Here is a 26,634-nt window from a genome sequence, read left to right on the forward strand (position 1 = left end):
TACAGCGAGACCGATCTTGAGCACGCTGGATGCTGTCTATGACGACACCGATGAGCTGCTAACACGCTTGGGCATTTCAAGATCCTCGTTCGATGACCCCGACGCGTATATCCACGCAATTGTCATGTACCAGCTGTTCGAAGAGGCGGCTGAGGCCACAAATGATATTCATTTGCTGGGGAAGCTTGGCGTGAAGATGGCGGTTTCAAACTGGCCACCATTGGTCGACGCTGCCAAAGAGGCGAAAACGCTCGGCTCCTTTCTGACGGCAGTCGTTATAGCTGCGACTGAGCATTCAAGTTCAACCGAGCACCACTTGGACATACATGGCAAGTCAGCGCTTATGTCCGGGAAGCGGTATTTTGAAACACCTTTCGTTCCTGCTCAGATAGACGCGTTTTTTGCCTGCCTATTTTCAGAGATTGTCGCAAGGAGTGTCGGGAGTAAGTGGTCCGCTGCCAATACGATGATAACCGTAAGCGACCCCAATGCATTACCGGATGACTTCAAAGGTTCCAAACCTATCAAAGGGGACAGGTTTGGGCATCGCGTAGCGTTTCCCGCTGAGTGGTTGAACTTGGAGTTTTCAAAGGAAGGGTACTTCCAAGTCCCCGTAGATGATGGTGGTGAACGGAAACCTCCTCGATCACTTACCGAGAGTGTCAGCGAAGCCCTTAGGCCGCACGTGGATGCGGGCTTTCTAAGCAACAATAAAGCGGCTGAAATCTTTGGCCTATCCGAGCAGCAGCTTGCTCGGAAGCTAAGGAAAGAGGGCACGACCCTTGGCAAACTGCTGGCGGAGCTGAAGCGCAATCGCGCGGAAGAATTGTTGAAGGAAGGCGATCACAGTGTGACGCAAGTGGCGGAAATGCTTGGCTACTCTGACGCAACAAGCTTCGCGCACGCATTCAAGGCGTGGACCGGAGTACCACCGAGCAAAATCAAAAAGGATATCTGATCTAACTTCTCAAATTCAAAGACTTGGAAAAAACCAATCCTAACAAAACTGACAGAAATTCCATTGCTTGGACGGGGACACAATACACCATGGAAATGCTTGAACCGATAGAAATTGACAGCTTTGGTGCCGTTACAATCGGTATTTTGGTCTATTTTCTTGGCGCACGGTTGACCCGCCGTTACGCAGTCTTGTCCCAGTACAGCATTCCGGAGCCAGTCAGCGGAGGCCTTTTGGCGGCCATTCTGGCTTTGCTTGTGGTTTTAGCCACTGGCCGTGCAATCAGCTACGAACTAAGCGCCAGAGACTTTTTGTTGGTCTACTTTTTCACGACAGTTGGTCTAAACGCCCGTTTCGCTGATCTGATAAAGGGTGGACCCCTTCTTGTGCTCATGCTTGGGCTCACGATTGCCTTTATGCTCGTGCAGAACGTGGTGGGCATGATTGGTGCGCTTTTGTTCGGCATGCCTTCACAAGCAGGCGTGCTGTTGGGAACCGCATCCTTGATTGGAGGCCACGGCACAGCCATTGCCTGGGGCCCAACCATAGAAAATAGCTACCAAGTTGTCGGCGCTTCCGAACTGGGAATAGCCACGGCGACCGTTGGTCTGATCCTGGCCAGCGTTCTGGGTGGACCCATTGCCCGTTTTCTCATTCAAAAGAACGACCTCAAGAGTGTCGACGACGCAGAAGAAGAAGTTGCGACGGTTGCGGAGCCAACTACCGATCAACCATCGACAGTTACTCATGTCGATCTAATGAATTGTGTTCTGTGGATTCACATCGCTATTGCGATTGGCTACTCCGTGTTCGAAGCACTGGAGGCAGCAGGGGTCAAGCTGCCCCTGTTCGTGCCTTGCCTCTTAAGCGGCATCGTACTGTCGAACTTGTTGCCGCCCTTGTTTCCAAAGCTCAAATGGCCCGCGGGTACGCCGGCAATGAACGTGATCTCCGAATTCAGCTTGTCAGTGTTTCTGGCAATGTCGCTGATGAGCATGGAGTTGTGGACTCTGGCCAGCAGTGCGGGAGTTTTAATCACGACCATGCTTTTGCAATCCGTCGCTGCCGTCGCGTTTATTATCTTCATCGTGTTCCGCCTGATGGGAAAAAACTACTTCGCAGCCGTCATATCAGCGGGGTTCGCCGGTTTCTCTTTGGGTGCAACGCCAACCGCCATTGCGAATATGACCGCAGTCACGCAACGGTATGGCCCTTCGCCGGTAGCGTTCATTGTCCTGCCTTTGGTGTCAGCTTTCTTTGTCGATCTTGCGAACGCGTTCATAATTCAGTGGTTTCTTGGATTTGGTTGAAACACTGTGTTTTGGGTCAAAGGTATAGAATTGTCTCGGCAGATCTAGTTCGGCTTAGCCACGCGTCGTGGAAACTGCAAAGTCTAGTTATGAATGTCCGCTTAGGGCTGCCACCAGCCATTGATGTGCGAGTGAAGAATGACCACTCAAGCTTCAAAGCTGGACTTCAGTTCTTTGTCTCGGCGCGTACTTTGACGTGGTTTCCTTAACTGGCCTTCAGAGCGCTTCCCCTATTTGCGTGTTCGAAAAGGAATTAGCAATCTGTTATACTACTTGGGTAGGCCAAACTGGAGAGTAGCATGGAACGACGTCTTGCCACTGTGCTTGCGACGGATGTCGTCGGATACTCAGCTCTGATGCAACGCTCTGAAGCGGCTACAATTTCCCGCTTAAAACGGCTGCGAAAAATTGTAAAAGAGTTAGCGGATCACCATGGTGCCAGGGTAATAAGTTGGTCTGGCGACGGGGCGATAGCAGAATTCAACAGTCCCGTTTCAGCTGTGCGCGGTGCTTTTGAGTTGCAGCGCGAACTCTCGGCCCCTCACAACGCTCAAGAAATTGGTCTTCAACTACGTATTGGTATCCATCTCGCCGATGTGATCGTTGATGGGGAGGATTTACTAGGAGACGGCGTGAATATTGCTGCGCGGATTGAAGCGGAGGCCGATCCAGGCGGGGTTTGGGTTTCGCATGCCGTGTTCGAGCAAGCAAAACGTGGCGCGCAGGTAAGGTTCAAATCGCTTGGCCCTCGAAAATTGAAGAATATCGAGGAGGCTGTCGAGCTTTATGCAGTTGAGGGAGAATTGGGTCTGCACAGCTTCATGCGGACACAAGGTGTGCCCCAAACACCGGTTGCCAAACCTATGCAACGTGAAAACGGTGTGATCGTTCTTCCATTCCGGAATCGCAGTATGGATCAAGAACAGAGGTATTTTGCGGAAGGGTTGACGGAGGATTTAATCACCGAACTTTCTCGTTTTAAGGAGTTGTTTGTAATTTCGCGCAATGCCAGCTTTTCACTGGAAGGGCGCGAAGCTTCTCCGGAAATTGTGTGTAGCGAAACAGGTGTTCGTTACGCTGTCGAAGGTGGAGTGCGTGTTTTCGGAGGGCGTGTGAGGATTTCAGCGCGTCTGTATGATGGTGTAAACGGTGCGCAAGTTTGGTCGGAAAATTACGACTGCAACTTGGATGACCTGTTTGGCGTTCAGGATGATATGGTCGCCAAAATATCCGCTGCTGTCGCAGGTCGCGTCGAACTAGACGCCGAAAAATCCGCCAAAACAAAACCCACAGATGACATGGTAGCCTACGACTGCCTGAAGCGAGGGCTTCACTACCACCGCATCGGTGGGGTAACCCGCGAGAACTCTGAAAAAGCTATTAAATGGCTGACAAAAGCCTTGGAAAAAGATCCGAAACTTGGAAGGGCACAAGCTTGGTTGGCTTGTGCCGTTGCAACGCGGGACGAATGGCTTGGGATAAAAGATGACGATTTGTACTGGGAGATGGGGCGTCGGGCTTTGGAATTGGACGGCAACGATGCTGAGGTGCATCGGATCATGGGATCGTTGTCCCTGTACAAAGAGGACTTTGACAACGCGCTTTATCACTACACGCGCGCGCTCGAAATAACACCGAACCACGCGTACATCGTTGCGCATGCGGGAAATGTTCATAACTATGTTGGGGATGGTGAAACCGGCCTTGATTTTCAGCGGCGCGCGGAGGCACTAGATCCGTTTCTTCCGGAGTATTGCCGCGAAGTGGGTGTAATCGCGCATTATGTTCTGGGAAATTGGGAAGCTTGTTTTCGGGCTGCCACCGCGTTTCCTCGTATTACACGCCGGGCTGCGGCTTACAGAGCCGCAGCTGCTTTACATTTGGATGACCCGACCCGTTTGCATCGCGCCGTTCAACGTTTGGCTACTGTGGATCCAGATTTCGACGCCGAAGTATTTGTTTCCGTTGAGCGCTTTCAGGACAACCGACGAAATGAGCAACTTCAAGAAGAGATGCGCGGGGTATCAGCGCTGATAAACAAAGTCTCATTGCGTGCAGTTGTCTGACGAACAGGTGGCAAGTATCGGGTCTAAGAATTTGTCTGTGGAACTGACTACGTGAAAACTGAATGGTCTGATATTTTTCACCTTTCCAAGTTGGCTTTGTCCTGCATCTCCAAGATATAAGTTCCCTAAAGGTCCGCCTAGGGCTGCCTCCAGTCATCTAAAAGGGAGGCGGCGAAGGTCGACTACGCGCCCAAAGCAGTCGCTACCTTCGTTCTTAGAGTTTGAACGGATGGCAAATGTCGAGATTCTATTCTTCCGGAAGCTATGTGCTATTGGCGCATGTCATCCTTCACCAGACTTAAAACAATATCCGTTATCATGTCCTCGACAACATTGTTTTCCACAGCCAAAGATCGCGCTGTCACGGAATATCCCTCGAAATAAGGAACTAAGAGGGCCTTCACTTTTTCACGATCAACCGTGTCTAATTCGTCGCTAAGTGCATATTCCGCCATGAGATCGGCAAAGCGGCGATAGTAATCCATTAGGGAGTTATCAACGATTTCATTTCTGCTTGATATTGCCCAGATCTCGCGGAATGCGCGGCACATGTCGCTAATCTGCTGACCGTGCGATAGACCCGCGGTCACGAGAAACCGGACGCGTTCGCGTTCGCTCTCCGCTATGCTTTCTTCAGTCAATTTTTGCAGGCTTTTCGCACATTCGTCGAAGTACTGCGCGACCATTGCGATGAGAACATCGTCGCGAGACTTGAAGTAGTACTGCACGTTGCTCAATCGCATACCGGCGCAATCGGCGATCCGGCGCATCGTAAGACCTGCGTCTCCTGTCTCGATCAAGAGTTTGAGCGCGCATTCCAGAATCTGCGCTTCTTTTGCTGATCTGTTTCTGGCTGTAATTATTTGATCCACCTTAGATTTTTAAATCCCTCTTATATGTTTCTACAGTTCTTTTTCTCGCTCCACAAATTAAGGAATTGATCTAATTGGTCAAGTGACCTAGTAATTTTGGTCATGTGACCAAATTGAGAGAATCCCCATGATCGAAGCTTTGCGCACACCGGAAATCCATTTTGAAGAACTGTCTGAGTATCCCTTCCGACCGCACTACGTTGATGACCTGCCAGGTTATGAAGGACTGCGCGGTCACTACATCGACGAAGGGAGCACTGATGCGCAGGAGGTGTTCCTCTGTCTGCACGGTGAACCCAGCTGGAGCTACATCTATCGAAAGATGATCCCGGTTTTTGTCGGCGCGGGAGCGCGTGTCATTGCACCGGACTGGCTGGGTTTTGGTAAGTCCGACAAGCCCGTGGATGATGACATCTACTCCTTCCACTTCCATCGCGATTATATGCTGGCGCTGATTGAGCGTCTCGATCTGCGCAACATTACACTCGTAGTACAGGACTGGGGTGGTGTGCTTGGCCTTACGCTGCCGATGGAAATGCCAGAGCGGTTCAAGCGGCTTTTGATCATGAACACGGGGCTCATGGCAGGCCCGGTCGATATGCCGGCCTTCGATGCGTGGCAGGCGGACATCGACTCTGATCCGGACGTTCCCATAGAGTTTATCATGCAAAAGAATGAACCCAGCATGTCAGTGGCCGCAGCGGCTGCCTATGCAGCACCTTTCCCGGATGCAACCTACAAAGCCGGTGTTCGTAAGTTCCCCCACTTGATTGCACGCACCATGGATGCTCCCGGCGTGGATACTTCGCAGAAAGCGGCTCAGTTCTGGTCGTCTGAGTGGGACGGCGACAGCTTCATGGCCATCGGTATGAAGGATGAAATGCTCGGCCCAAACGTGATGAACCACCTGCGCACGTTCATCAAGGGCTGTCCGGACCCACTGGAAATTCCTCAAGGCGGGCACTTCGTGCAGGAAGCGGCAGGGCTTTTGATCGCTGAACGCGCCTTGACCCATTTTGGTCTAAACAAGACCTGACTTCGCACGTTGAACGAAAAACCGAAATCGAAATGCTGGAGAGATTTATGAGCAATGAAATCCTCGTCAACGGTGCCACCGGTAAAACAGGGAAACGGGTCGCGAAGCGACTAGAGGCGCGCGGTTTGGCCGTAAGATACGGAACACGGCGAAGCGCTATTCCGTTTGATTGGGAAAACCCTGAAACATGGCGGGCATCTTTGGCGGGAATAAAATCGGCTTACGTCGCCTATTCTCCAGACCTCGCTGTGCCCTCCGCCCACGGCGTAATTGCAGCCTTTGTCAAAGCCGCGGAAGAGGCCGGACTTCACCGTGTCGTCATGCTGTCAGAGCGCAACGAGGCGCGCGCTCAGGCGTGCGAGCAATTGATCAAGGACTCTTCTCTTGAATGGACAATCCTTCAACCAAGTTGGTTCATGCAAAACTTCAGCGAAGGCGGGTTCCTTGAAAGCGTTCTTGCTGGTGAGGTCTCGGCTCCCGACTCCGGCGCAAAGGAGCCGTGGGTAGATCTGGAAGATGTAGCGGACGTAGCCGTTGCAGCCCTATTGGAGGAGGGCCACGCCGGACAAGTGTATGAAATCACCGGCGCTGACTTGCTCACTTGGGACGAAGCGGTGGCGGAAATTGCGGCCGTGACCGGGCGAGACATTACTTACAAAACAATCACACCCAAGGAGTTTGAAACAACGCTGATCGCCGCTGGGTTTCCGAATGCGGATGCTGAATTTGTTGCCAAGCTTGTTGCGCAAATACTTGATGGGAAAAACGCTAGCACTTCAGATGGCCTTCAGCGATCTTTGGGTCGTGAACCCAGAAGTTTCCGACAATTTGCGGAAGCAGCAAATGCGGTCGGGTGTTGGCCTTAATCACTATGACAATAGTCAGACCTCTTGCGGCACAAGACGACTGTCCGCTCCGTCCCGCAAAGCCGGAATTGCAAAGTCTTGTTTTGAATGTCGGGTTTGGGCTGCCTCCAGCCAAACATGCTTGCCGCAAAGAGTGGCCGCTTCGAGCCCATTGTACTCAATGCTGCGCGACGCATGAAGGTCAGCTTAAGAAATACTCTACCATCCAGAGGGCCGCAGCAACAATTCGTTGCAAACGATGTTACTGCGCAGCCTCGCTACGGGTGATGAACTGGCTAATGCGGCGCCACATTTCGGGTGGGTTCGCGTACATCGGAAAATGGCCGCAGTCCGGAATTTCAGCGAGTTCCACGCCTTGAGCAGCAATGTGGGGCAAATAACTCAGAGAAGCATTCTGATCACCGTACATGAACATCTTCGGGCACGGCAGGCCGAGAAACTGTTCCATCAGCCCAGCGTTGTCCGACAGATCGACCATTGAGGTAAAGATACCTCGCACCGCCGCTGGGCGTACCTTATGCGCCAGACTGGCGGCATAGAGCGGGCTCGACCAAGCAGGTGCCCTGCTGGCGCGTTCGATGAAGTCATTCATAAAAGCTTCGGGGTTTTCAGCCGGGTAGTCATGAATCTGACGGCTGAAGAAACAGTCCTCGGGCGCGATGTTGCCTTCTATGTCGCAAAAACTCAGGACACGTTCCGGATGGGCGCTCGCCAGCATCAAAGCCGCGAGGCCACCCATTGAATGGCCCACGAGATGAAAGTGATCAATCCTCTCGACGTCCAGCATGGCAAGGGCGGTGTTGACGAGAAAGGGGATGTCAACGCGGCTGGGGTCGTCACAGGTCGTCCGCCCGCATCCCGGAGCGTCATATGCCAAGATCCCGTGCTGATCGAAGTCCCGGTGGCGTTGAATATCTGCGTAATCCTCTTTGGTCGAGCCAAAGCCGTGCAGGAATAGTATAGGGGCTTTCTCGCCCTTTCGTCGGAGTGCGGAGACATTCACTTCAGTGCCATCAACGTAGAGCCTGCGCATGGTTTGCTGACACTCGGGGCTCATCCGGTTTTCCTTTCCAAACGCGTGACCTCGGGTATGCCATAGATTTCTGCCAGCGTACCGCCGTTACCAAGTGCAACCAACGCACGGGCTTCCTTCGCTTTCAAAGATCGATATGCGTCAAGTACGATTTCGACACGGGACCAGGGAACGATTGTCACACCGTCCCCATCCGCCACCACTAGGTCACCGGGGCATACGGCCAAGCCGCCGCAGGCGATTGGGCCGTCAATTTCGCCCCCGAAATTCTTGTGCGGGCCGGCGGGAACGGTCCCTCGGGCAAAACATGGAAAGGCACTGGCCGTTATATCCGACCGGTCGCGCACAGCCCCGTCAATGACAAGTCCCGCGATGCCTTTCCGCCGCGCCGCTTCGGTCATCAACCCGCCCCAAACGGCGTTGCCCAGGAAACCTCCCGCATCCGCAACCAAGAGATCGCCTCGCTCCACCAGATCAAGCGCGGCATGCAGCGCACTGTTGTCACCCACTGTGCAACGGACTGTGCGGGCCTGACCAACTAAGCGCATGTTCGGGGCCAGTGGCTGGATGCCCCCATCCATCGCCTGCGCCCGATCAAGACAATCAGAGACAGCGGCGGCATCCACCCCTGCCCAAGCGACTATTTCCTCGGTGGAAAGCCGAGGAAAATCGGCCTTGTGCTGCGTAACCGGCACGGCTCAGCCTGCTCCAAACCCGGAACCAGACTTGCGATATTCATTGCGCGGCGGCGCAAAGATATCCAGAACGCGACATCCATCGGCGCCTGCGCGCATCGTGTGCGGCACGCCACCCGGAGTTCGCCAGAAATCGCCCTTTGAAAACGGGATTTCCTGGTCACCCTGAACCCGGACACCAGACCCTTCAAGACACATGCCCCATTGTTCTTCCGGGTGCTGATGCAGGTTTCCCGATGCGCCCGGCTGGACCGTGACGACGGAAATCATCGCCTGATCGCCTGGGTAGATATGCGCTGACAATCCGTCTGCCAGTTGCCGTATGATCGCGTCACTGCAATCATCAATATTGTGAAATTCCGGGTGTTTGGTCATGGCTCATTCTCCTTGCCTGACACATTGCAGGCTGATTGCGGACGCAGGTCAACGCCTGACGTTTCAAAGGATCTGCCCGCGATTCTGCCACATCGTGGCTAAACTGGAAAATCCTGTTAAAGTATTTCTGTGATAGCTTTTGCGAATGAAAGAGGATGGCGAAAATGCAGGTTGATTTTCGGCTTAACCGTCAATTGTGGATGTTTTTGGCCGTTGCCGAAGAGGGACATTTCGGGCGTGCCGCCGAGCGGCTTGGAATGACGCAACCACCTTTGTCTGAACATATCAAAACGCTTGAGGCTGCGCTTGGTGTGACTTTGTTCGACAGATCCAGACGCGGCACAAAACTCACGGCTGCGGGAGTGGCGCTTTTGCCAGCCGCGCGGAAATTCATGGATCAGGTTGCGGATCTGGAGCGCACAGTCAGAGAGGTCGCCGCTGGTCAAACCGGGATTCTGAATGTCGGGGCCATAACGTCGGCCATGACCGATATCATACCGCATTGGATGCGCAGCCTTCGCGAGGCCCTTCCGCATCTGACAGTTTCAATCCATGAAATCGACAGTGTCGAGGCTGCACCGGGTTTGCTCAGCGGCGCTTTAGACTTGGCATTCTATCGTTTGGATGGCGCACCGGGCGACGGTCTTAATGGGTTTCCGGTAACCTTCGACATGCTATGGGTCGCGATGCCTGCCGATCACCCTGACGCTGATGCGGAGCAAGTAACTTTGTCCGATCTCGCTGATAGCCCCCTTGTCATGTCGTCACGAAAGGTGAGCCCCGTCTATTTCGACAGTATCATATCGGCGTGCCGACAGCATGGGTTGAGCCCGAGGATACTGCACGAGGTGCGTTCGATTTCCTCGCAACTCGCGTATGTCAGTTGCGGACAGGGATTGGCACTTGTACCGGGGTCAATGAGGCGTTTGGCGCCTGAAAACGTTCGGGTCGTGCCGTTGGTTGAGGACATCTCAATCGTTACAACCGCGGTTGCCTGGCCCGCAAACAGGCACGCGCCCATGACAGATCAGGCTGTGGACGTGTTGCGGAATTTGATGTCGGAAGAATATCAGGCGTCGGAGCACGAAAGTTGAACGGTGAAATTGAAATGATTTGATAACGGTCTGGGCAAGGTAAGCCTCAAGCTTTCAAGAGCCGTTCTTTCAGGCAAATCTGACTCTCGTGTCGACGTCGCGAATAGCCCTACGCGCCGACATGAAAGTCGTCAATAGGATCACCGAGGGAGCCAAGATGCATGGCTGATGCCGTGCCGCTTCGTGATGGACATTCAAGCACGACCGGTTCCCGGCTTGCATTGCTCAAGGAACCAGCGCCCGATCAAGCGCGGTTTGGCAGTGAAGCAAAGTTGTATCGAAGACTGGAACTGTGACGTTGCTTTGGTTCAGCAGCATCCCTACCTCGGTGCATCCAAGGATCAGAGAGTCCGCTCCTGCCTTCACCAGCCGTGACGCGATCTCAACGTAGGCCACCCGACTGGTTTCGGTCGTGATATCTTTGCAAAGCTCGTCATAGATGATCCGGTGCGTCTCAGCGCGGTCATCATCGTTTGGGACAAGCGGTTCCAACCCAGACGCTCTCAGACGATCCGTGTAAAACGCTTGCTCCATGGTGAACGCTGTGGCCATCAGTCCAGGGCGTTGAAGTCCAGCACACTGAATTGCTACTGCTGTGGCATCAGCAATATGGATCAAAGGAATGCCGACATCTTCCATCATTTGATCGGCCAGCTTGTGCATGGTGTTTGTGGCCAGGATCAAAAGGTCCGCACCACCTCGCTCCAGAGCGAGGGCCTCCCGGTTTAGGATGTCACCGGCCTCACGCCAAGACCCCTTGGCCTGGAGCACTTCGATCTCCGCAAAATCCAACGACCTGATCAACAATTGAGGGGAATGCAGTCCGCCCAGTCTTTCGCGGGTGAGATCACAAAGCTCACGATAGTAGAGTTGCGTCGATGCCGCCGACATGCCGCCCAAAATGCCAATCGTTTTCATCGTCGTTCTTCCCCTGTCGCTTGGATTTCTAATCTCAGGAAGCTGGGTTGACCTCAAACACAGCCTCAACTTCGACTGGAGCGTTGAAAGGTAGGCTGGACACCCCAACGGCGGAATGGGAGTGTCGGCCAATTTCTCCAAGCACCTCAACGATCAGGTCCGAGGCCCCGTTGGCAACCTTTGGGTGCTCTTCGAAGTCGGGAGTTGCAGCGACAAAGACCGTAAGCTTTCGGCAAGAGACGATCCGGTCCATGTCTCCGCCCAATGCGGCTGATACCTGGGCGAGGACATTGATCGCACAGGTGCGGGCAGATTGATAAGCGTCCTCTACAGATATGGAATTGCCAAGTGTTCCCCGATCCGCCAACGTCCCATCTACGAATGCAATTTGTCCAGACACATGGAGAGTGCCGTCCGGGCTCATGTGAATTGGAACATAGTTGGCCACAGCGGCTACAGCGTCGGGCAGTTGAATGCCAAGGTCTTTCAAACGTTGGTTAGTGGACATGGGATATCGAGCAGATGCTCGCCTCTAATGGAATACGGATTTCAGGGTTTCGGATAGTCGGTCGAGGTCATCTTCGTTGACATGCAAGTATGGGGCGAACCGCAAGGAGCTGCCGCGACGGCTGAGATAGACATTGCGCTCGGCCAAGCTGGGGAGGAGCGTCTCTGGAATGCCGCCTTCGAGCCCCGCTCCGAGGATGTTAGGGCTCCGGACCTCTTTAGGTACTGGCACAAAGCCGAACGGCTCCAGGATCGCCGCGATGCTGTCATTGATGGCTTCAAGGGTCTCAGCGATGTTGGCCACACCCCAATCAGCAATCTGCTCCAATGCCACAACGCCACCGGGCAGGATCGAGGGGATGTTCTTTTGCCCCATCTCGAACCGGCGGGCCCCGACTTGGTATTGGTCGTTGTACTGAACGAGGTTCTCAAACACTTCGGCATCGGCCCGGCTGAGCCATGTCTCTTCCAAAGGCCGCGCATCGTGCCACTCGGGATCGGCGTAGAAGAGGCTGAGGCCATAGGGGCAAAGCAACCATTTGTATCCGGCGGAGATTAGGAAGTCCGGCTTCAGTGAAGCGATGTCGATTGGTTTGGCCCCTAACGACTGCGTGACCTCAAGGATGAAGTAAGACCCCACTGAACGGGCCGCTTCAGCGATCTTGTCGAGGTCAAGCAGAGCGCCATTGGTCCAATGGCAGTTGGGAATGGCAACCAGCTTGGTCCTGGGCGTGATGCGGTCCAGGACGGCTTGGGTCCATCCGAGGTCCTCTGGCGTCGGCACGACGACAAACTCGGCTCCGGTTTCTTGACCCAGGCGCTGCCACGGTAGGTAATTGGATGGGAATGCCTCGTCCAAAACGATGATCTCGTCCTGATCGGTCAGATGCTCTTCCAAGATACGAGCCGCCGTTGACGACCCATAGCTGGCCGACGGTGTAACAGCGAAATTGTCGGCGCTGACGCCAAACGCTCTGGACGCGGCAGTCCGGAAAGCCTCAGCGTCTTCGAAGAAGTTGTTGGGCTTGCGTTCCCAGGGGCGACATTTGGAAAGGGCGCCCTCAACCAGAGCCTCTCCAGCCTTCTTCAGCAGGGGCGCATTATACGAACAGTTGAAATACGCCAAGTCTGACGGGATATCGAACAGGTGCCTTTGTGACGGGATCGTCGCCATCTCTCGTCGCCTCTATGGATCAATAATATAGAACAAATATCTGATTGTATCACATCGAAGGGTCAATAATTTCATTGTATATAAGACAATGATTTTCCCTTCATATCTGAAGCGTCCTTGCGAAACCTTAGCTATGCAATACAATCTCTACATTGTTCAAAAAGCGGTTCGCCCAATGCGTGCAAAGTACAAAGACGTAGCTGCCGACCTTGCCCGAGATATCCGCAGCGGGACGCTGAAGCCGGGTGACCGCTTGCCAACACACAGGGAACTTGCGCACCGACACGGGCTGTCTTTGGGCACCGCAACGAAGGTGTTCTCCGAGATGGAAGCAATGGGCCTTACAATTGGCGAAGTCGGACGTGGAACCTTCGTCCGCATGAATGCTGACGCCCGCGCGATGGAGTTTTCCTACGAGACCCCGGGTGAAGCGGTGGTGGACTTCAGCAAGAACCACCTGGTTCTGCCCGAGCAGGATGGTATCTTCCAAAATGCGATTGCAAAAGTACTGGCCGATCCTGGCTGTGATGTACTCGATTACCGGAACAATCCGGGGTCCGAGTATGACCGTCTAACGGCTTGGAGATGGCTGAACGAAGATCGCAACGTACCAATCGACAGCCATGAGGCGATCACCATTTGCAGCGGCGGGCAGCACGCCTTGATGTTGGCATTGATGGCAAGCTGCCGTCCGGGGCAAGTCGTAGCCGTTGAGCGCCTGACCTATCCGATGGTGCGTTTGGCTTGTGAGATGCTCCGCTTGGACGTTGTAGAAGTGGACGCCGACGATGAAGGAATAATCCCTGAAAGCTTTGATCGGATTTGTCGAAAGCACGATGTCTCAGCACTTTTCAGTATCCCCAACGTACAAAACCCGACTTCGACCACGCTGCCGATAGAACGCCGTTCAGAAATCGTGAGAATCGCCAAGACGAATGATGTCATGGTTATCGAAGACGACGCCTATGGCTTCCTGCTCGAACAGCCGCCAACGTCATTCGCTGAACTTGCCCCAGATCGTACGCTCTACATCCGAACACTCTCCAAGAGTTGGGCTCCTGGCCTGCGGGTGTGCTTCCTCGTTTCGCCAGACAGCTATAAAGATGCCGTGGACCGTGCCCAACGCGCTTCCGTCTGGATGAACGCACCACTTATGGCTTCGGTTGCGTCTGAGATCATTGCATCCGGTCAATACAAGGCGGTCGTGCATGCCAAGCGCAAAGAGGTTTTCAAACGCCAAGCGATTGTCCGTCGTGTTCTTGATGGCATGGAGGTCGTAACAGGACCGCAAAGCATGCATGTACTGCTACCTCTCCCGTCCAACGCTCGGCAAGACTGGGTGGTAGAAGCGCTTGCAGAGGCAAATGTGCTAGTGTCCCCCGCTTCTCTGTTTGCAGCAAAAGGCGAACGCTCCGGACTGCAAAATGGGCTTAGGCTGTGTATCGGCGCGCCTCGGGATCGAGCGACCACGGAAAGCGCACTGATAACTCTTCGAACAGTGGTACAGGCTTCACAGAACAAACGGGCTTGGCGTTGAGCTGACATTGCGTCTTGGACTCGAAAGGGGGGAATGTCCGCTAAGCCGGAATTGCAAAGTCTTGGATTGAAGGTCCGCTTCGGGTTGTAACCGGTCGCTAGCGCAAGTTAAAGAGGATGTTATTAGTGAGCAAATAACTACAGGGTTTTGCGCTTGCGTCGAACGTCAGCTTATTGTTTTCTGACAAATTTCATTAAGCCAGACAGAAAATGGATTGCTGTATTCAGCGCGAAACATCATGACGGCCGGCGCATCCGCCATTATGAACGGTGTGGGCGTGGCTCTCATACCTAGTCTTTCCGCCGATTTTTCGAAGGGTGCTCGGAGTGTGGTCAGCAGAGAGTTGGTCTCCGATGCCAGAATAAGTGCGGCGGAGAAATTCGACGCGTAATTTATGATGTGGCGCTTGATTCCGTGCTTTTTTAGAGCCTTTTCCACCGGCCCTTCATGCGCATAGCCTTTTCCCACAATTATGTGCCGGGATGCGCTCCAAGTCTCGACCGAGGTGTCCCTAACGAACTGATGGTTATCTGGTGCGAATGTGCACCAATCAAGCGGCTCGATCTCGTGAAGCACAAGATTTGGGTCTGATTTTGGAAAGCCAAATCCAAGTCCGATATCCGCCTCAGACCTCAAAACCGCTTGCCGGGCTTGGCTGCTCTCAATGAATTCAACACAAGCGAGTGGCGCCTGTTTGGCCAATTCGCTAACTAACCCAGTGAAAAGCGATGTACAAAGGTCAGGTGCCGCAATGCGGATGCGGCGCGTGGTGGTGGCCGGATCGAACCCAAAACTTGTCGCAAACATCAATCTGGCGGCCTCTGCCGCGGCGGAAACTCGTGGTTGCAATTCCTGTGCGAAAGGAGTGAGCCGCATCTCCCAGCCGTCACGCACTAGCAGCGGGTCCCGAAAATGGTCGCGCAGGCGCGCTAGGTTGTGAGACATGGCGGATTGCGTACGCCCCACGGAATCTGCTGCTGCTGAAACCGACCGGTACTCCAAAAGCGCGCTCATGGCGGTGATCAGGTTCAAATCCAAGGCCGCAAGATTGGCATCATTTCGATTCATGATTTCATAATAAAGATCGATTTGTTTCATGTCATTCCATTGTGTCAGCATGCCTGTGCAATTTTACAAACCAGGACATCACCATGGAAATTCCACGCTCTTCGCTTTGCCTGCTTGTCGCCAGTATGCTCGGGACACCCGCGTCGGCGCAGGATCAATCAATCGACCTGGACGGCACATGGGAGAGCATCGCCTGTGAACTACGCCCACAGGCCGGGCCGGACGGGATTGCCTCTTGGTATCTCAAGCGTTCTATCAACTTCGCTCCAGGTCGCATTGACGCTCACTTCACGACATTTGCCGATCCGGCGTGTTCCGCGCCCCTCGTGGAGCTTAAATTCGGCGGCGACGTGAACGTCGTTGGGGCTTCGGACGTGGCGCCGGGGGCTAAAGAAGTCGATCTGATCGTGAACGATTACCTTACCGTCACGCCCAAGATGGAGGGGTTCGCCGGATTCCTAAACAGCGCTGATCCGGGAGCATGTGGCGCCGAGCAATGGGTGGTCGGTGTCGAGCAGGACATCTTTGAAAGCGGTTGCTCTGTTTTGGGCGTGGCCGCGAACGCACCAACGACAGAATACGAAGTGCTCCATTTTTCGGCTGGGCACCTATATTTCGGTGCGCGCCCAGTTGATGGTCGGCCTCTTGCGGCGCCTGAGGATCGTCCGACGACCCTACAAATGCCGCTCAAGCGGCTGGAGGGCGGTATGACTCAGAAAGTTGGCGCAGATGACCCAAGGGTCCCCAAACATGTCGAGATCGTATTATTCGAACAGGCCGACGGTGCTGACCCGGAGGAGGTGCGCGCATTCTTCGAGGCGATCACCCAAAAGATGAACCAGAACGACACGCTTCTCTACCGAACGGTCGGGCAAGGCGAAGGCGGGGCCTGGCTTTGCGTCAACTATTGGACAAACCGCCTGGACATGGAGGCTTTGAACGCACAAGCACAAAACTGGGCCGAGGAGTTTGCGGCGATGGGGGCGTTGGTGAAGCCAAGTAGCTTTCGTCTGACCAGCTACGACACTGGTCTTTGATACCAGCAACTCAGACTACTCAGAAGCGGTCGTTCATGCGAAATGCAGCGGATAACTGCGTTGAGCCGTTACTACCGAATACTGCGACCTGCCCGAAGGTCAGCTTTCTGGCATTTAAGTGCGACGACTGAACGCATGTTGCGCGCTGGCATTCACGCCGCGCGCCTTGCCTGTGCAGCCCTCCAGAAACGGTCTAACCTGCGACGGTCAAAACACATTTCTTCAAAGTTTCCAGAAAGTCGACTAGGTCTTCCCGGTGCGTTGCCTGCCGCTTTTCGTTCATTGCAGCATTTACCGTGAAACGGGCAAAGGCCTCAGGACTCAGCCCGTTTCTTGCCAAAGCCGACTTTTCTGCCAACTCTTTCTTTGCCCAGAATCTCGCGGACACGACTAGCAATCGAATATGCGTCATCCAGCGATAGCTGTCCTGCCTCTGAAGACAGTTTAGGTATCTGCTGGGCAGAGGTCAGGGCATCAGCAATTTTCTGAGCGTTAGATTCAATATCTCTTGTCATATTCGCATTATACGCGCCGACGGCTGGATTGCGATGCACGCGAGGTTTTGAAGGGCCATCGTCGCAGGCACGAAGGCTTGTACTGAAAGTGTCGATGCAATCTGCATCAAATGGGCAATTAGATCAAAGACTGTTGAGGCGATGCTTTTCGAGTATCCCGCAAAGCATAGCCTGTGCTTGCAGCCTGTGTTCTCGATGGCGTTCACGGGCGACATCCGGTCGACCTTCACTAATCGCTTGGAAAACCACTCGGTGATCTTCATTGGACTTGATGGGCAGGGGCCTGATGAACAACGTCGTTGTGCGCGCGCGACTTACCTGGTCGCTCATCATGGCGACAATCGCTTCGACCCGTTTGTTGCCGCCCAACCGAACAAGCTCCTGATGAAACAACTCGTCGGCCTCGGCCCAGGCTTCAAGGTCTTCGGCCTCGATGGCTTGGTCCATCTTTGCAATTGATCCAGCAAGGACCGCCAGTTCATCTTCTGAATAACCCGCTTCGGCAGCGCGCTGTGCTGCGAGGCTCTCGAGTTCCGTCAGTATGTCGTAGATTTCACGCATATCATCTGATGAAACAGGCAGTATTCGCACGCCCTTTCGGGGCCGCATTTCAAGCAAGCCCTTACTTTCCAGCATCAGCGCAGCTTCCCGTATCGGGGTGCGGGACATGCCAAGGGTCTCGGCGAGTTCCGATTCCAGATGGTCAGTTCCGGCTGCAAGTTCGCCGGACAGGATCATCTGTCGCAAATCCCTAACAGCGCGTTGCGTATTGGAAAGAGTTTTTGCGTCTTGAACCTTCACGGCGTCCCCAAGTTGATCTTTCGTCCCTCCGCAGCCGAGAGATAGATGCTCTCTTCGATTCGGATCACGTCCAAATAGTCGCGAGCCGTGTTTTCCAGCGGCGTGCCCTTTACAAGGCCTGAAACGACGTGACTTTGCAAGGCGTGTACGCAGTCTCCTCCAAACCCATCATGATCGCTCGGAGGTAAAATCTGCTGTCGCTCCTGTTTTCCAAAAGCGCGGAGGTCAACTGAACCGTCGCCGTTGAGAACTAGTGATCCTTCCGTTCCCTCTATGAGAGCTTCGCCCATGGTCTGACGCAAGTTTTCCGCACTGTGGTCAAGGCATCTGTTGCCATCGAACAGAGCTTTCAAACCGTTGGGGTGGTCAAACAGGATGAAACCTGCATCCTCCCCCGCGATAACGGGGTTAACTTGGCGCAAGTCCGCATAAACTGCGCTGGGCGCATCGAACAAAAAACGGAATGTGTCTACCCAGTGAACTGCTGTTTCATGAACGAGGAAACGCGGCATGTCCTGAAAGTATGGCTGCCGGTCAAGGTAGGCGCGTGGTCCCTGTCCGTCGCCGGGCCGAAGCCGGAAAGTCGCTTGTAGAGGTGATCCAATTCGACCCTCGGTCATCGCTACCTTGATCGCACGATACCAGGGCTGGAAGCGAAAGTTCTCGTGTACGACAATAGTTGCGCCTACCGCTTCAGCCTCGGACACGATCTTCTCTGCTTCATCCAAAGACGTGCAGAAAGGCTTCTGGCAGATCAGCCATTTGATGCCAGAGCGCAGTGCCGTTCGGATGGCGTGGGCCTGCGCCAACGGTGGAAGGATGATGTCCACGAGATCTGGTTTTTCCACCTCCAGCATTTTTGACAGATCATCGTAAGCGGCCAGCCTTGTTTCCTTCGCCTTGTTGATATCACGGTTGCAGGATGCAATCGGAACCGCTCCGGGCATTCGGGACCAACTTTCGTAGTGGAACCTACTGAAATATCCCGCACCTACACACGCGACCCTGATGGCTTGTTGAGTATTCATGCCCGCAATGCTTCCAACACCGATGAGGCTGCGTCCTGCGTTCCGGCGGTGCCACCTAGGTCACGCGTCAGGTTCTGTCCGTTCGCGGTCACCTTTTCTACGGCTTCACGCAATCGTTCGCCGTCGTTGGACAGGCCTGGGTGAGCATGGGTCAAACCCAACCATTCAAGCATCATTGCTGCGGACAGGATCATCGCAAAGGGGTTGGCAATACCCTGTCCTGCAATGTCTGGAGCGGAACCATGGCAGGGTTGGAATACAGCGTGATTCAACCCGATATCCGCTGACGGAGCCAGTCCAAGACCGCCCATAAGACCTGCACCAAGGTCGGAGAGGATGTCTCCGAACATGTTCTCGGTCACCAAGACATCAAACTCCCAAGGCTTCTGCACCATCCAAAGAGCTGTAGCATCGACATAGGCATGGTCTGCCTGCAAATCTGGATAGTTGGCAGCTTCGGCGTCAAACATTGATCTGAAGAACGCAAAGGCCCTGAATACATTGGCTTTATCGACACATGTAACCCGCCCTGGCCCGCGCCCAGATATTTTCCGGTTTTTCGCCAGGTCAAACGCAAACCGGAATAGTTTTTCGGACACCTCACGAGTGATCAGCAGGGTTTCACGTGCTTCGTGTTCGGAGACTTCGCCAGCGCCTTGGGTGAAGAATAGCCCTTCTGTGCTTTCGCGTATCAAGACAAAGTCGATCTCTTTACCGGGAGGCAGTGCCAATGGGGTCATTTGTCCGCTGCTCACCTTTACTGGTCTTACCCCAGCGAAAAGTCCCAGTTGCTTTCGCAGATCAATCTGCGGCGAAATCTCGGTTCCGTCAGGATATCGAACATCCGGCAAACCCATTGCAGATAGAAGAATCGCGTCGGCGTTGCGAGCAGTTTCGAGTGACCCAGCCGGGAACGATTCTCCAGTTTTGGCGTAGTGACCTGCGCCTGCGGGAGCGTCAGTAAACACCAGCTCGTAGGAGGGATTGCCACGCGAGATCTGACGCAGGATTTCAAGCGTAGGGGCCATAATTTCAGGGCCGATCCCGTCCCCGTGGAACACTGCCACATTATAACTTTTCTTCATCTTAGCCCGCTTCCTTCCTGTTTCGCATTCATAGCGCGATAGCAGCTTTCACTACAGTGCGTTGACAACGCATTCTTTAATGTATACGCAAATAAATGCAATAATAAACGCGAAGCTGTTTGGGAGGACTTGGAAATGAAACTAAAGCTAGGGCGGTTGGCGGCCGCAGCCGTGATGGCGACCGGGATCGCAGGCGCAGCTGCTGCACAGGATTATCCATATCGCGATATCACTACAGCTGTGGTCTGGGGGGCCGGAGGTGGCACGGATACGATCAACCGAATGATCATGGCCGAGATGGAAAAACACCTTCCGGTCTCGATCAATGTGATCAATCAAACAGGTGGTGTCGCAGGCTCCAACGGGATGGTCTATGTCATGAACCAACCAGACGATGGTTATACATTGGTTGGTCTGTCAGAGTCGAACGTCACCGCTGCTGTGCAAGGTGGTTGGGATAAGAAATTTGATTTTTGGTATCCGTTCATCGTTGGCGGATCACCTGATCTGATCTCGGTTCCGGCGGAGAGTCCTTACAATACTCTAGAAGAACTGGTTGACGCTGCGAAAGCTGCTCCTGGGACTATTCCGGCTGCGGCTTCCGGCGCAGGTTCGATCCACCACTTGAACCTTCTGGCCATCGAAAAAGGATCCGGTGCAGAATTCAAGTTTGTTCCATACAAAGGCTCAGCGCCCGGGCAGGAAGCAGCGATAGCGGGTGAAGTTGCGTTGGTTGTGACTTCTCTAGCTGAACAGGCTCCGTTGATCGAAGGCGGTCAACTTAAACCGCTCGCGATGTTGACGCCCGAAGATGCGCAGATTGCAGGAGTTACGGTGCCATCTGCCTTTGGCATCTATGACGGTCTCGACCAATATTTGCCGCTCAAACAGGCCATCGGTTTTGCAGTTCACAGTTCAGCCGGGGACGACGTAAAGGCCGCGCTTGGTGATGCCTTCGAGCAGGCGATTGCGTCCGATACCGTCGCTGAATGGGCCTCTGCAAACAATTATGATGTCGGTGGTCAACACGGCGAAGAAGCTCAAGAGCTGTTTGCGAACCTCGAAGCTACCTTTGCCTATACCTTGCAAGATCTGGGCGCAGCGACCGTCGACCCGGCGTCGCTGGGTATCGAGAAGCCATAATTCGATCACTTTTGAAAGGGCGCGCCTGATCGCGCCCTTTCCGACAAGAGGCAGGCAATGGACAAACCTGACGATACACTGATCATGCGGGCGCGCGATTTTTGGGCATCGATTGGTCTGATAGCAATTTCCACCTTTTTCCTTTGGAAGACGTCGGACATCCCGCTTTGGGGTGAAAACCGCGCAGGTGTGAGTGGATCGGATTGGTACAACTCGGCTGCAATTGTACCGCTGTTCATCTTCGGTGGATTGCTTGTGTTGTCCTTCGTCTTACTAGCCATTTCGATCCGCTCAGGTGGAGCCCAAAACGCGCTTAGTGCTTTGGGTATCGGATGGAACAAGTCGGAAGCCTTTCGAGCTTCAACAATCGGCCTTATCCTTCTTGCATATGTCGTCGGACTGGTCCCCAGAGTGGACTTCATACTGTGTTCTGGGTTGCTGATTACAGCTTTGACTTACGGCTACTACGGTGGTCATTCGCGGCGTGCTTTGGTGGCCTGTGTCGCAGTTGTCGTCGCCGGTTTGTTTGCGTTCGCCGCGTTTCCTGCTCAGGCGGATTGGAATGCACACGGTGATGATTGGTTCACACTGGCCTTGTGGGTCGCGTTAACACTAGTGGTGTTGACCAAAGCGGCTTCCGAACGCGTTTTGCGGTTCGTTCCATTGGTGGCAATACTTGCACCGCTCATCCTCGTTTGTGCGATGGCCTTTGTTTTTCGGCAGAACGTGCCCGCGCGCGGCGGGCTGATCTTCAAGCAAATCGAATACCACTACTACGTGACGCTTCGTCCGCTATGGAAAGATTGACCGGATGGACTTTATTCTTTCGCAACTGGCTGGATTTGGGGCTGCATTCGTGGGCCTGGCAGTGGACCCGCTGACCTATCTGTATTTGATTGCATCCGTGTTCCTGGGCATCACGTTCGGCGCATTGCCTGGCCTTACGGCAACCCTGGCCGTGACGATCCTGACGGGTTTCTTCGGCAACAAAATCCCGCTCGACTATTCTCTCATCGCATTGCTCGGGGCCTATGTCGGCGCGATTTACGGCGGCTCTTACCCGTCTATTTTGCTGAACATTCCGGGCACCGCAGCCAGCGCGGCGACGGCAATGGATGGCTACCCTCTGGCCAAAGCGGGTCGAGGGGGCGAAGCACTGGGACTGACCACGACGGCCAGTTTCATTGGCACAGTTATCGGGACCATTACGCTTTTGATTTTTGTCTGGGCGCTGCTTTTGGTTTCAAAGAACATCGCAAGCCCGGAGAAAGCACTGCTGGCCCTGTTCGGCATTCTGCTTTCTGGCACTTTGATGAGCGAAGACCTAGTGATTAAGGGATGGATCGCCGGTCTGATCGGGCTTGCGATGTCCATGGTGGGGCTTGACCCTCTGTTGTCTGAACCGCGCTATACCTTCGGCTGGTCTTACCTGATGAGCGGGTTTCAGGTCGTGCCAGTATTGATGGGGGCCTTTGCCATTCCCCAAATCATTGACGGTTTGAGGCACGTTGAGGCCGGGAAAGTTCTGGCCCTGAAAGGCCGTATTTTTCCGAACCTTAGCTCTATTCGGCGCTACCTGCCCACCATTGGCCGGTCAGGGGTGATTGGGACCGGGGTAGGAGCGCTTCCCGGCGTGGGCGAAGATGTCGCCGGTTGGGTCAGCTACGGTGTCGGCAAGACTGTATCTGCCGACGGCGACAAGTTTGGAAAAGGGTCATTGGAAGGTCTGCTGTGTTCGGAGACTGCAAACAACGCCTGTATTGGTGGCGCTCTGATCCCGCTTTTGGTTTTGGGCATTCCCGGTTCACCACCCGCTGCGGCTTTGATGGGGGCCTTCAAGATCAACAACGTGATCCCGGGCCCCACGATAGACCCCGAGATCATTCTGCGCGTGGTTGCAATCCTGGTGCTGGCGTCACTGACGATGTTCCTTATGGGGCTTTTCACTGCTCGGGTATTTATCAAAATACTTGCCATCCCGCAGACCATCTTCTTGCCCGTCGTTATGGTTCTGACAACGATTGGGTCTTTCAGCGTCGGCGGCGGCATCAATGATCTTTACCTGATGCTTGGCGTCGGCGCCGTTGCCTATTTCATGAACCTCATGAAGTACCCAATCGCGCCGTTGGTGATCGGGGTTATTCTGGGAAGTCTGTTTGACGAAACCTTCCGCCGGTCACTGTTTCTGACGGATGGGGATCTTTCGGTCTTCTTTTCTAGGCCTGGTGCGGCCATTCTGCTGATGCTCAACATTGGTCTGATCCTCAGCCAACTGCCCGTTGCGAAACGCGTTTTCTCACGCCTAAAAGGAATTTCAGTCTGATGTTTGCGGTTACTGTCACCTTCACTCTCAAGCCCGGTAACAGAGATATCTTCTTGCCGCTTATGGTCGAAAACGCTTCAACCTCTTTACGTGAAGAAATCGGATGCCAGCAGTTTGACGTTTGTCTCGGCGACGATCCTGAGACAGTTTTTCTCTATGAGGTTTATGATGACAGCGTGGCGTTCTCTGCCCACCTAGAAAGCGCGCATTTTCAGTCCTTTGATACGGCAGTGGCTGATATGATCGCCACCAAGGTGGTTCACCAATTCTCCGAGGTCATCCGATGAACGATTGGGAAATCCATGCCGTGAAATACGCGGATCGCAACGCCCGGACTCGAGCTGACAGTTTCATCATCGATGATAATCACGACGCGCCTCATGCGATGGATTACTTCGTTTGGGTGCTCAAACGCGGCAACAAAGTCATTCTGGTCGATACTGGTTACGACTCCGATGAGGCAGCCGCTCGTGGTCGTCCCATCGCGATGGACCCTCGCGAGGCTCTAAGCCCTTTAGACATTGTGCCAGAAGCTGTGACTGAGGTCATCGTGACCCACCTTCACTATGACCATGCAGGGGGGCTGCATATGTTCCCTAACGCGAAGTTGCACATGCAGTCGGCGGAAATGGCCTTCGCTACAGGTCCATGCATGTGCCACGATCACCTGCGTGCGCCTTTCACGGCTGGCCATGTCTGCGAGGTCGTAAAGCGTCTCTATTCGGGCAAAGTCGTCTTCTACGACGGAGAAGCCGAGATTGCAGATGGGGTCACGCTGCACTGCATCGGAGGGCATTCGCGCGGGTTGCAATGCGTGCGCGTAAGAACGGCGGCCGGGTGGATGGTACTCGCCTCTGATGCTTCGCATTATTACGAGAATTTCATGGCGCGCAAAGCCTTTCCTATCGTCGTCGACCTGCAAGACATGATGGATGGTTTCGAGACACTCGAGAGGTTGGCTTCGCATCCTAGGCTTATCGTGCCCGGCCACGATCCGCTTGTGCGTGCGGTATTTCCCGTAGGCGCGGCACCGCATATCCATAGGCTGGATCCAGGGCCGATGCGGGACATTGAACTATGAAAATCGGTGTCATAGCGGACGACTTCACTGGTGCGAGTGATATTGCGAACACCTTGACGAAGGGCGTTGAGCCGGAGGGTGGATTACGAACGGCTCAGTTCCCAAGTATTCCAACGACCCCAGCCGACGATGAGATCGAAGCGGGTGTGATCTCACTCAAGAGCCGTACCGCACCGACTGAGGAAGCGGTAGCGGACAGCTTGCGGGCCCTGCGGTGGCTTAAGGATCAAGGATGCAAGCAGTTCATCTTCAAGTATTGCTCGACCTTTGATTCCACGATGGAGGGAAATATCGGTCCCGTTGCGGAAGCGTTGGCCAAAGAACTGGGCGCGCAAAAAGTGATTTTCTGCCCGACCTTTCCAACCACGGGTCGCACTGTTTATCACGGCCATCTTTTTGTGCTCGGCAAGCCGTTGAACGAGTCCGGGATGGAAAACCACCCACTTACTCCGATGACGGATCCCAACATCAGGCGATGGTTGCAGCATCAGACCGAAGAAGCGGTTGGGCTGGTGTCAATTGACTCCGTGAAGCAAGGATCGGAGGCGATTGCTGCTGCTTTGCAGAACGCCGACGAACGCTTTGTAATCGGCGATGCGATTTCGGACGAAGATTTGCTGGCCTGGGGCGAGGCTCTGAAGGATGCCAAGCTCATTACCGGGGGGTCCGGGATAGCATTGGGTCTACCCAGAAACTTCGTCAGAAAAGCTTCCTCCAAAAGAGGTGGCAGTGCGTTCACTGGTTTCGCAGGACCTGCCGCGATACTTGCAGGATCATGTTCAGGTGCGACACGCGGGCAGATCGATGTTCATGCGGAATTCAATCCAACCTTCGCCATTGATGTTCCGGCTGTCATGTCCGGGGATGTGAACACGCAAACGCTTCTGGATTTCTTTAAAAAGCATTCAGGTGAGACCCCCCTCGCTTACTCATCAGGAAGCCCGGAAGAGGTGCGCGCGATCCAAAGTCAATTCGGTCAGGAAGCTGTGGCGGAAAAGCTGGACAATCTCTTTGCTGAAACTGCCCGGGAACTTGTCCAAACGGGCTATAAGCGCCTTGTCGTTGCCGGAGGGGAGACGTCGGGAGCTGTCGCCAAGGTCGTATCTGAGGCACTGGGGTCTCCTGCCATGTCAATTGGTCCAGAGATCGACCCGGGCGTACCTGTCCTGAGCGTCGGAAAAACTGAACCCATTGCGCTGGCTCTAAAGTCTGGAAACTTCGGCGCTCCGGACTTTTTCGCGAAGGCCCTCAGAATGATGGAGGCCGGTAAATGAGTTCTGAAGAACTGGCGCTACGACAGCAGATGTCGGAACTGTGCGCCTCGCTGTTTGCGCGTGGCTTTTCCGTCGGCACAGCGGGCAATGTCTCCGCACGTCTTGATGACGGAATCCTCATGACGCCAACCAATTCCACCTTGGGCGATATCGACCCAGAGCGTATCGCCAAGATTGATTTGGATGGCATCCACGTCTCCGGGGACAAGCCGACCAAGGAGGTTTTTCTGCACCAAGCCTTCTATGAGACGAGGCCACAAGCTGGTGCAGTGGTGCATCTGCATTCGACTTGGGCCACTGCACTGTCGTGTCTGGAAGACACCGATCCCAATGACTGTATTCCACCGCTAACACCATACGTGGTGATGCGCGTTGGCACGGTCAAACTGGTTCCATACGTCAAGCCGGGTGACCCGAAATCCGGTGATTTGCTCCGCGAACTGGGCGGTAAATATGGTGCGGTTCTATTGGCCAATCACGGTCCCGTCGTGTCTGGAAAAGACCTCTTCTCAGCGGTCTGTGCAGCAGAAGAGCTGGAAGAAACGGCCAAGTTGCTCGTGGCAGTGCGTGGTATGCGAACCCGAATGTTGAATGCAGAACAAGTCGCAGACCTCAAGGGAACATTCGGAAGGATTTAATCCGGCACCGAAAATGGGAGTGTGCAAACTTTTGGGCAAATCGTGCAAAGTTATACGCAAATATCGCGCAGAATTATGGGCAAATTTCAAGGATTTTCTTTAATGAAATCAATGTCGGTAATGCAGCGTTATGCGAGCACCTACACCGGTTGGTGGTTCTACAAACCAAGTTGAGCCTCAGCAGATCAAGCCAGTGCTGC

Annotated in this window: 27 protein-coding genes; 15 read left to right on the forward strand and 12 right to left on the reverse strand. The window is 54.1% G+C overall.

Going from position 1 to position 26,634, the window contains the following annotated elements; translation table 11 throughout:
* Positions 1–16 precede the first annotated feature (16 nt).
* The 3 genes from ACXADZ_RS00855 (at position 17) to ACXADZ_RS00865 (ending at position 4,334) form a co-directional block, all read left to right on the forward strand.
* A complete protein-coding gene (locus ACXADZ_RS00855; protein ID WP_475191982.1) occupies positions 17–958 on the forward strand; it encodes an AraC family transcriptional regulator in 942 nt (313 codons plus the stop codon).
* A 23-nt stretch (positions 959–981) separates the two neighbouring features.
* A complete protein-coding gene (gltS, locus tag ACXADZ_RS00860; protein ID WP_475191983.1) occupies positions 982–2,268 on the forward strand; it encodes a sodium/glutamate symporter in 1,287 nt (428 codons plus the stop codon).
* Between the two features lie 299 nt (positions 2,269–2,567).
* Positions 2,568–4,334, forward strand: a complete 1,767-nt coding sequence (locus ACXADZ_RS00865; RefSeq protein ID WP_475191987.1) for an adenylate/guanylate cyclase domain-containing protein — start codon at positions 2,568–2,570, stop codon at positions 4,332–4,334.
* Between the two features lie 269 nt (positions 4,335–4,603).
* Here ACXADZ_RS00865 and ACXADZ_RS00870 read toward each other — a convergent pair whose 3' ends face one another.
* A complete protein-coding gene (locus tag ACXADZ_RS00870) occupies positions 4,604–5,206 on the reverse strand; it encodes a TetR/AcrR family transcriptional regulator (RefSeq protein WP_475191989.1) in 603 nt (200 codons plus the stop codon).
* Between the two features lie 127 nt (positions 5,207–5,333).
* Between ACXADZ_RS00870 and ACXADZ_RS00875 the strand changes: the two genes are divergently transcribed.
* Together ACXADZ_RS00875 and ACXADZ_RS00880 are read left to right on the forward strand one after the other, a co-directional pair.
* On the forward strand, positions 5,334–6,242 hold the full coding sequence (locus ACXADZ_RS00875) for a haloalkane dehalogenase (RefSeq protein WP_475191993.1): 909 nt from the start codon (positions 5,334–5,336) through the stop codon (positions 6,240–6,242).
* A 47-nt stretch (positions 6,243–6,289) separates the two neighbouring features.
* A complete protein-coding gene (locus tag ACXADZ_RS00880) occupies positions 6,290–7,108 on the forward strand; it encodes an NAD(P)H-binding protein (protein WP_475191996.1) in 819 nt (272 codons plus the stop codon).
* A gap of 241 nt (positions 7,109–7,349) precedes the next feature.
* On the opposite strand, the gene ACXADZ_RS00885 is transcribed toward ACXADZ_RS00880, so the two are convergent.
* Genes ACXADZ_RS00885 through ACXADZ_RS00895 form a run of 3 tightly spaced genes read right to left on the reverse strand, consistent with a single transcriptional unit; the run spans position 7,350 to position 9,211 of the window.
* The gene (locus ACXADZ_RS00885; RefSeq protein WP_475192000.1) at positions 7,350–8,165 is read right to left on the reverse strand and encodes an alpha/beta fold hydrolase; all 816 of its coding nucleotides are present in this window, start codon (positions 8,163–8,165) and stop codon (positions 7,350–7,352) included.
* Positions 8,162–8,836 (reverse strand): RraA family protein, encoded by a 675-nt coding sequence (locus ACXADZ_RS00890; protein ID WP_475192001.1) that lies wholly within the window; start codon positions 8,834–8,836, stop codon positions 8,162–8,164. The genes ACXADZ_RS00885 and ACXADZ_RS00890 overlap by 4 nt, the downstream gene beginning before the upstream one ends.
* Before the next feature lie 3 nt (positions 8,837–8,839).
* On the reverse strand, positions 8,840–9,211 hold the full coding sequence (locus ACXADZ_RS00895) for a cupin domain-containing protein (RefSeq protein ID WP_475192003.1): 372 nt from the start codon (positions 9,209–9,211) through the stop codon (positions 8,840–8,842).
* Positions 9,212–9,375: 164 nt separating this feature from the next.
* On the opposite strand from ACXADZ_RS00895, the gene ACXADZ_RS00900 reads away from it, so the two are divergent.
* Positions 9,376–10,305, forward strand: a complete 930-nt coding sequence (locus ACXADZ_RS00900) for a LysR family transcriptional regulator (RefSeq protein WP_171668832.1) — start codon at positions 9,376–9,378, stop codon at positions 10,303–10,305.
* 225 nt (positions 10,306–10,530) lie between these two features.
* Here the strand turns inward: ACXADZ_RS00900 and ACXADZ_RS00905 are convergent, their stop codons facing one another.
* The 3 genes from ACXADZ_RS00905 to ACXADZ_RS00915 are packed head-to-tail and all read right to left on the reverse strand — an operon-like array spanning position 10,531 to position 12,904.
* Positions 10,531–11,223, reverse strand: coding sequence for an aspartate/glutamate racemase family protein (locus ACXADZ_RS00905; protein WP_475192010.1), 693 nt, complete (start codon positions 11,221–11,223; stop codon positions 10,531–10,533).
* A 34-nt stretch (positions 11,224–11,257) separates the two neighbouring features.
* On the reverse strand, positions 11,258–11,731 hold the full coding sequence (locus ACXADZ_RS00910) for a RidA family protein (protein WP_475192013.1): 474 nt from the start codon (positions 11,729–11,731) through the stop codon (positions 11,258–11,260).
* Between the two features lie 24 nt (positions 11,732–11,755).
* On the reverse strand, positions 11,756–12,904 hold the full coding sequence (locus ACXADZ_RS00915; RefSeq protein WP_171668835.1) for an aminotransferase class V-fold PLP-dependent enzyme: 1,149 nt from the start codon (positions 12,902–12,904) through the stop codon (positions 11,756–11,758).
* 175 nt (positions 12,905–13,079) lie between these two features.
* Here ACXADZ_RS00915 and ACXADZ_RS00920 point away from each other — a divergent pair, with 175 nt between their 5' ends.
* Positions 13,080–14,441 (forward strand): aminotransferase-like domain-containing protein, encoded by a 1,362-nt coding sequence (locus tag ACXADZ_RS00920; protein WP_475192016.1) that lies wholly within the window; start codon positions 13,080–13,082, stop codon positions 14,439–14,441.
* A gap of 165 nt (positions 14,442–14,606) precedes the next feature.
* On the opposite strand, the gene ACXADZ_RS00925 is transcribed toward ACXADZ_RS00920, so the two are convergent.
* Positions 14,607–15,539, reverse strand: a complete 933-nt coding sequence (locus ACXADZ_RS00925) for a LysR family transcriptional regulator (RefSeq protein ID WP_475192019.1) — start codon at positions 15,537–15,539, stop codon at positions 14,607–14,609.
* Positions 15,540–15,592: 53 nt separating this feature from the next.
* Here ACXADZ_RS00925 and ACXADZ_RS00930 point away from each other — a divergent pair, with 53 nt between their 5' ends.
* Positions 15,593–16,546 (forward strand): hypothetical protein, encoded by a 954-nt coding sequence (locus tag ACXADZ_RS00930; protein WP_475192021.1) that lies wholly within the window; start codon positions 15,593–15,595, stop codon positions 16,544–16,546.
* Between the two features lie 314 nt (positions 16,547–16,860).
* Here ACXADZ_RS00930 and ACXADZ_RS00935 read toward each other — a convergent pair whose 3' ends face one another.
* The 4 genes from ACXADZ_RS00935 to ACXADZ_RS00950 form a co-directional block, all read right to left on the reverse strand.
* Positions 16,861–17,061 (reverse strand): hypothetical protein, encoded by a 201-nt coding sequence (locus ACXADZ_RS00935; RefSeq protein ID WP_475192026.1) that lies wholly within the window; start codon positions 17,059–17,061, stop codon positions 16,861–16,863.
* 123 nt (positions 17,062–17,184) lie between these two features.
* Positions 17,185–17,862, reverse strand: a complete 678-nt coding sequence (locus ACXADZ_RS00940) for a GntR family transcriptional regulator (protein ID WP_475192030.1) — start codon at positions 17,860–17,862, stop codon at positions 17,185–17,187.
* On the reverse strand, positions 17,859–18,890 hold the full coding sequence (locus tag ACXADZ_RS00945; RefSeq protein WP_171672005.1) for a Gfo/Idh/MocA family protein: 1,032 nt from the start codon (positions 18,888–18,890) through the stop codon (positions 17,859–17,861). Before ACXADZ_RS00945 ends, ACXADZ_RS00940 begins: the two co-directional genes overlap by 4 nt.
* Positions 18,887–19,975, reverse strand: a complete 1,089-nt coding sequence (locus tag ACXADZ_RS00950) for an isocitrate/isopropylmalate dehydrogenase family protein (protein ID WP_475192031.1) — start codon at positions 19,973–19,975, stop codon at positions 18,887–18,889. Before ACXADZ_RS00950 ends, ACXADZ_RS00945 begins: the two co-directional genes overlap by 4 nt.
* A 135-nt stretch (positions 19,976–20,110) precedes the next feature.
* On the opposite strand from ACXADZ_RS00950, the gene ACXADZ_RS00955 reads away from it, so the two are divergent.
* From ACXADZ_RS00955 to otnC, 7 genes are read left to right on the forward strand one after another with little or no spacing between them, the layout of a single operon-like run.
* Positions 20,111–21,118: a Bug family tripartite tricarboxylate transporter substrate binding protein gene (locus ACXADZ_RS00955; RefSeq protein ID WP_171096422.1), complete on the forward strand. Its 1,008-nt coding sequence runs from the start codon at positions 20,111–20,113 to the stop codon at positions 21,116–21,118.
* 57 nt (positions 21,119–21,175) lie between these two features.
* The gene (locus ACXADZ_RS00960; protein ID WP_475192036.1) at positions 21,176–21,925 is read left to right on the forward strand and encodes a hypothetical protein; all 750 of its coding nucleotides are present in this window, start codon (positions 21,176–21,178) and stop codon (positions 21,923–21,925) included.
* Between the two features lie 4 nt (positions 21,926–21,929).
* A complete protein-coding gene (locus ACXADZ_RS00965) occupies positions 21,930–23,441 on the forward strand; it encodes a tripartite tricarboxylate transporter permease (RefSeq protein WP_475192040.1) in 1,512 nt (503 codons plus the stop codon).
* The gene (locus ACXADZ_RS00970; RefSeq protein ID WP_171096416.1) at positions 23,441–23,728 is read left to right on the forward strand and encodes a putative quinol monooxygenase; all 288 of its coding nucleotides are present in this window, start codon (positions 23,441–23,443) and stop codon (positions 23,726–23,728) included. The genes ACXADZ_RS00965 and ACXADZ_RS00970 overlap by 1 nt, the downstream gene beginning before the upstream one ends.
* Positions 23,725–24,522, forward strand: coding sequence for an N-acyl homoserine lactonase family protein (locus ACXADZ_RS00975; RefSeq protein WP_475192042.1), 798 nt, complete (start codon positions 23,725–23,727; stop codon positions 24,520–24,522). The genes ACXADZ_RS00970 and ACXADZ_RS00975 overlap by 4 nt, the downstream gene beginning before the upstream one ends.
* Complete coding sequence (gene otnK, locus ACXADZ_RS00980) at positions 24,519–25,796, forward strand: 3-oxo-tetronate kinase (RefSeq protein WP_475192043.1); 1,278 nt, start codon at positions 24,519–24,521, stop codon at positions 25,794–25,796. The genes ACXADZ_RS00975 and otnK overlap by 4 nt, the downstream gene beginning before the upstream one ends.
* A complete protein-coding gene (otnC, locus tag ACXADZ_RS00985; protein WP_475192046.1) occupies positions 25,793–26,434 on the forward strand; it encodes a 3-oxo-tetronate 4-phosphate decarboxylase in 642 nt (213 codons plus the stop codon). The genes otnK and otnC overlap by 4 nt, the downstream gene beginning before the upstream one ends.
* Positions 26,435–26,634 lie beyond the last annotated feature (200 nt).

The organism is Ruegeria sp. ABM4_193 (assembly GCF_056158705.1).

Bases quoted from the DNA above. Each gene is read 5' to 3' on its own strand.
- ACXADZ_RS00865 (WP_475191987.1), top strand. From the start codon at position 2,568: ATGGAACGACGTCTTGCCACTGTGCTTGCGACGGATGTCGTCGGATAC.
- ACXADZ_RS00930 (WP_475192021.1), top strand. From the start codon at position 15,593: ATGGAAATTCCACGCTCTTCGCTTTGCCTGCTTGTCGCCAGTATGCTC.
- ACXADZ_RS00895 (WP_475192003.1), bottom strand. From the start codon at position 9,211: ATGACCAAACACCCGGAATTTCACAATATTGATGATTGCAGTGACGCG.
- ACXADZ_RS00885 (WP_475192000.1), bottom strand. From the start codon at position 8,165: ATGAGCCCCGAGTGTCAGCAAACCATGCGCAGGCTCTACGTTGATGGC.
- ACXADZ_RS00935 (WP_475192026.1), bottom strand. From the start codon at position 17,061: ATGACAAGAGATATTGAATCTAACGCTCAGAAAATTGCTGATGCCCTG.
- ACXADZ_RS00880 (WP_475191996.1), top strand. From the start codon at position 6,290: ATGAGCAATGAAATCCTCGTCAACGGTGCCACCGGTAAAACAGGGAAA.
- otnC (WP_475192046.1), top strand. From the start codon at position 25,793: ATGAGTTCTGAAGAACTGGCGCTACGACAGCAGATGTCGGAACTGTGC.
- ACXADZ_RS00900 (WP_171668832.1), top strand. From the start codon at position 9,376: ATGCAGGTTGATTTTCGGCTTAACCGTCAATTGTGGATGTTTTTGGCC.
- ACXADZ_RS00975 (WP_475192042.1), top strand. From the start codon at position 23,725: ATGAACGATTGGGAAATCCATGCCGTGAAATACGCGGATCGCAACGCC.
- ACXADZ_RS00960 (WP_475192036.1), top strand. From the start codon at position 21,176: ATGGACAAACCTGACGATACACTGATCATGCGGGCGCGCGATTTTTGG.
- ACXADZ_RS00920 (WP_475192016.1), top strand. From the start codon at position 13,080: ATGCGTGCAAAGTACAAAGACGTAGCTGCCGACCTTGCCCGAGATATC.
- ACXADZ_RS00875 (WP_475191993.1), top strand. From the start codon at position 5,334: ATGATCGAAGCTTTGCGCACACCGGAAATCCATTTTGAAGAACTGTCT.
- otnK (WP_475192043.1), top strand. From the start codon at position 24,519: ATGAAAATCGGTGTCATAGCGGACGACTTCACTGGTGCGAGTGATATT.
- ACXADZ_RS00970 (WP_171096416.1), top strand. From the start codon at position 23,441: ATGTTTGCGGTTACTGTCACCTTCACTCTCAAGCCCGGTAACAGAGAT.
- ACXADZ_RS00910 (WP_475192013.1), bottom strand. From the start codon at position 11,731: ATGTCCACTAACCAACGTTTGAAAGACCTTGGCATTCAACTGCCCGAC.
- ACXADZ_RS00905 (WP_475192010.1), bottom strand. From the start codon at position 11,223: ATGAAAACGATTGGCATTTTGGGCGGCATGTCGGCGGCATCGACGCAA.
- ACXADZ_RS00955 (WP_171096422.1), top strand. From the start codon at position 20,111: ATGAAACTAAAGCTAGGGCGGTTGGCGGCCGCAGCCGTGATGGCGACC.
- ACXADZ_RS00925 (WP_475192019.1), bottom strand. From the start codon at position 15,539: ATGAAACAAATCGATCTTTATTATGAAATCATGAATCGAAATGATGCC.
- ACXADZ_RS00915 (WP_171668835.1), bottom strand. From the start codon at position 12,904: ATGGCGACGATCCCGTCACAAAGGCACCTGTTCGATATCCCGTCAGAC.
- ACXADZ_RS00945 (WP_171672005.1), bottom strand. From the start codon at position 18,890: ATGAATACTCAACAAGCCATCAGGGTCGCGTGTGTAGGTGCGGGATAT.
- ACXADZ_RS00950 (WP_475192031.1), bottom strand. From the start codon at position 19,975: ATGAAGAAAAGTTATAATGTGGCAGTGTTCCACGGGGACGGGATCGGC.
- ACXADZ_RS00965 (WP_475192040.1), top strand. From the start codon at position 21,930: ATGGACTTTATTCTTTCGCAACTGGCTGGATTTGGGGCTGCATTCGTG.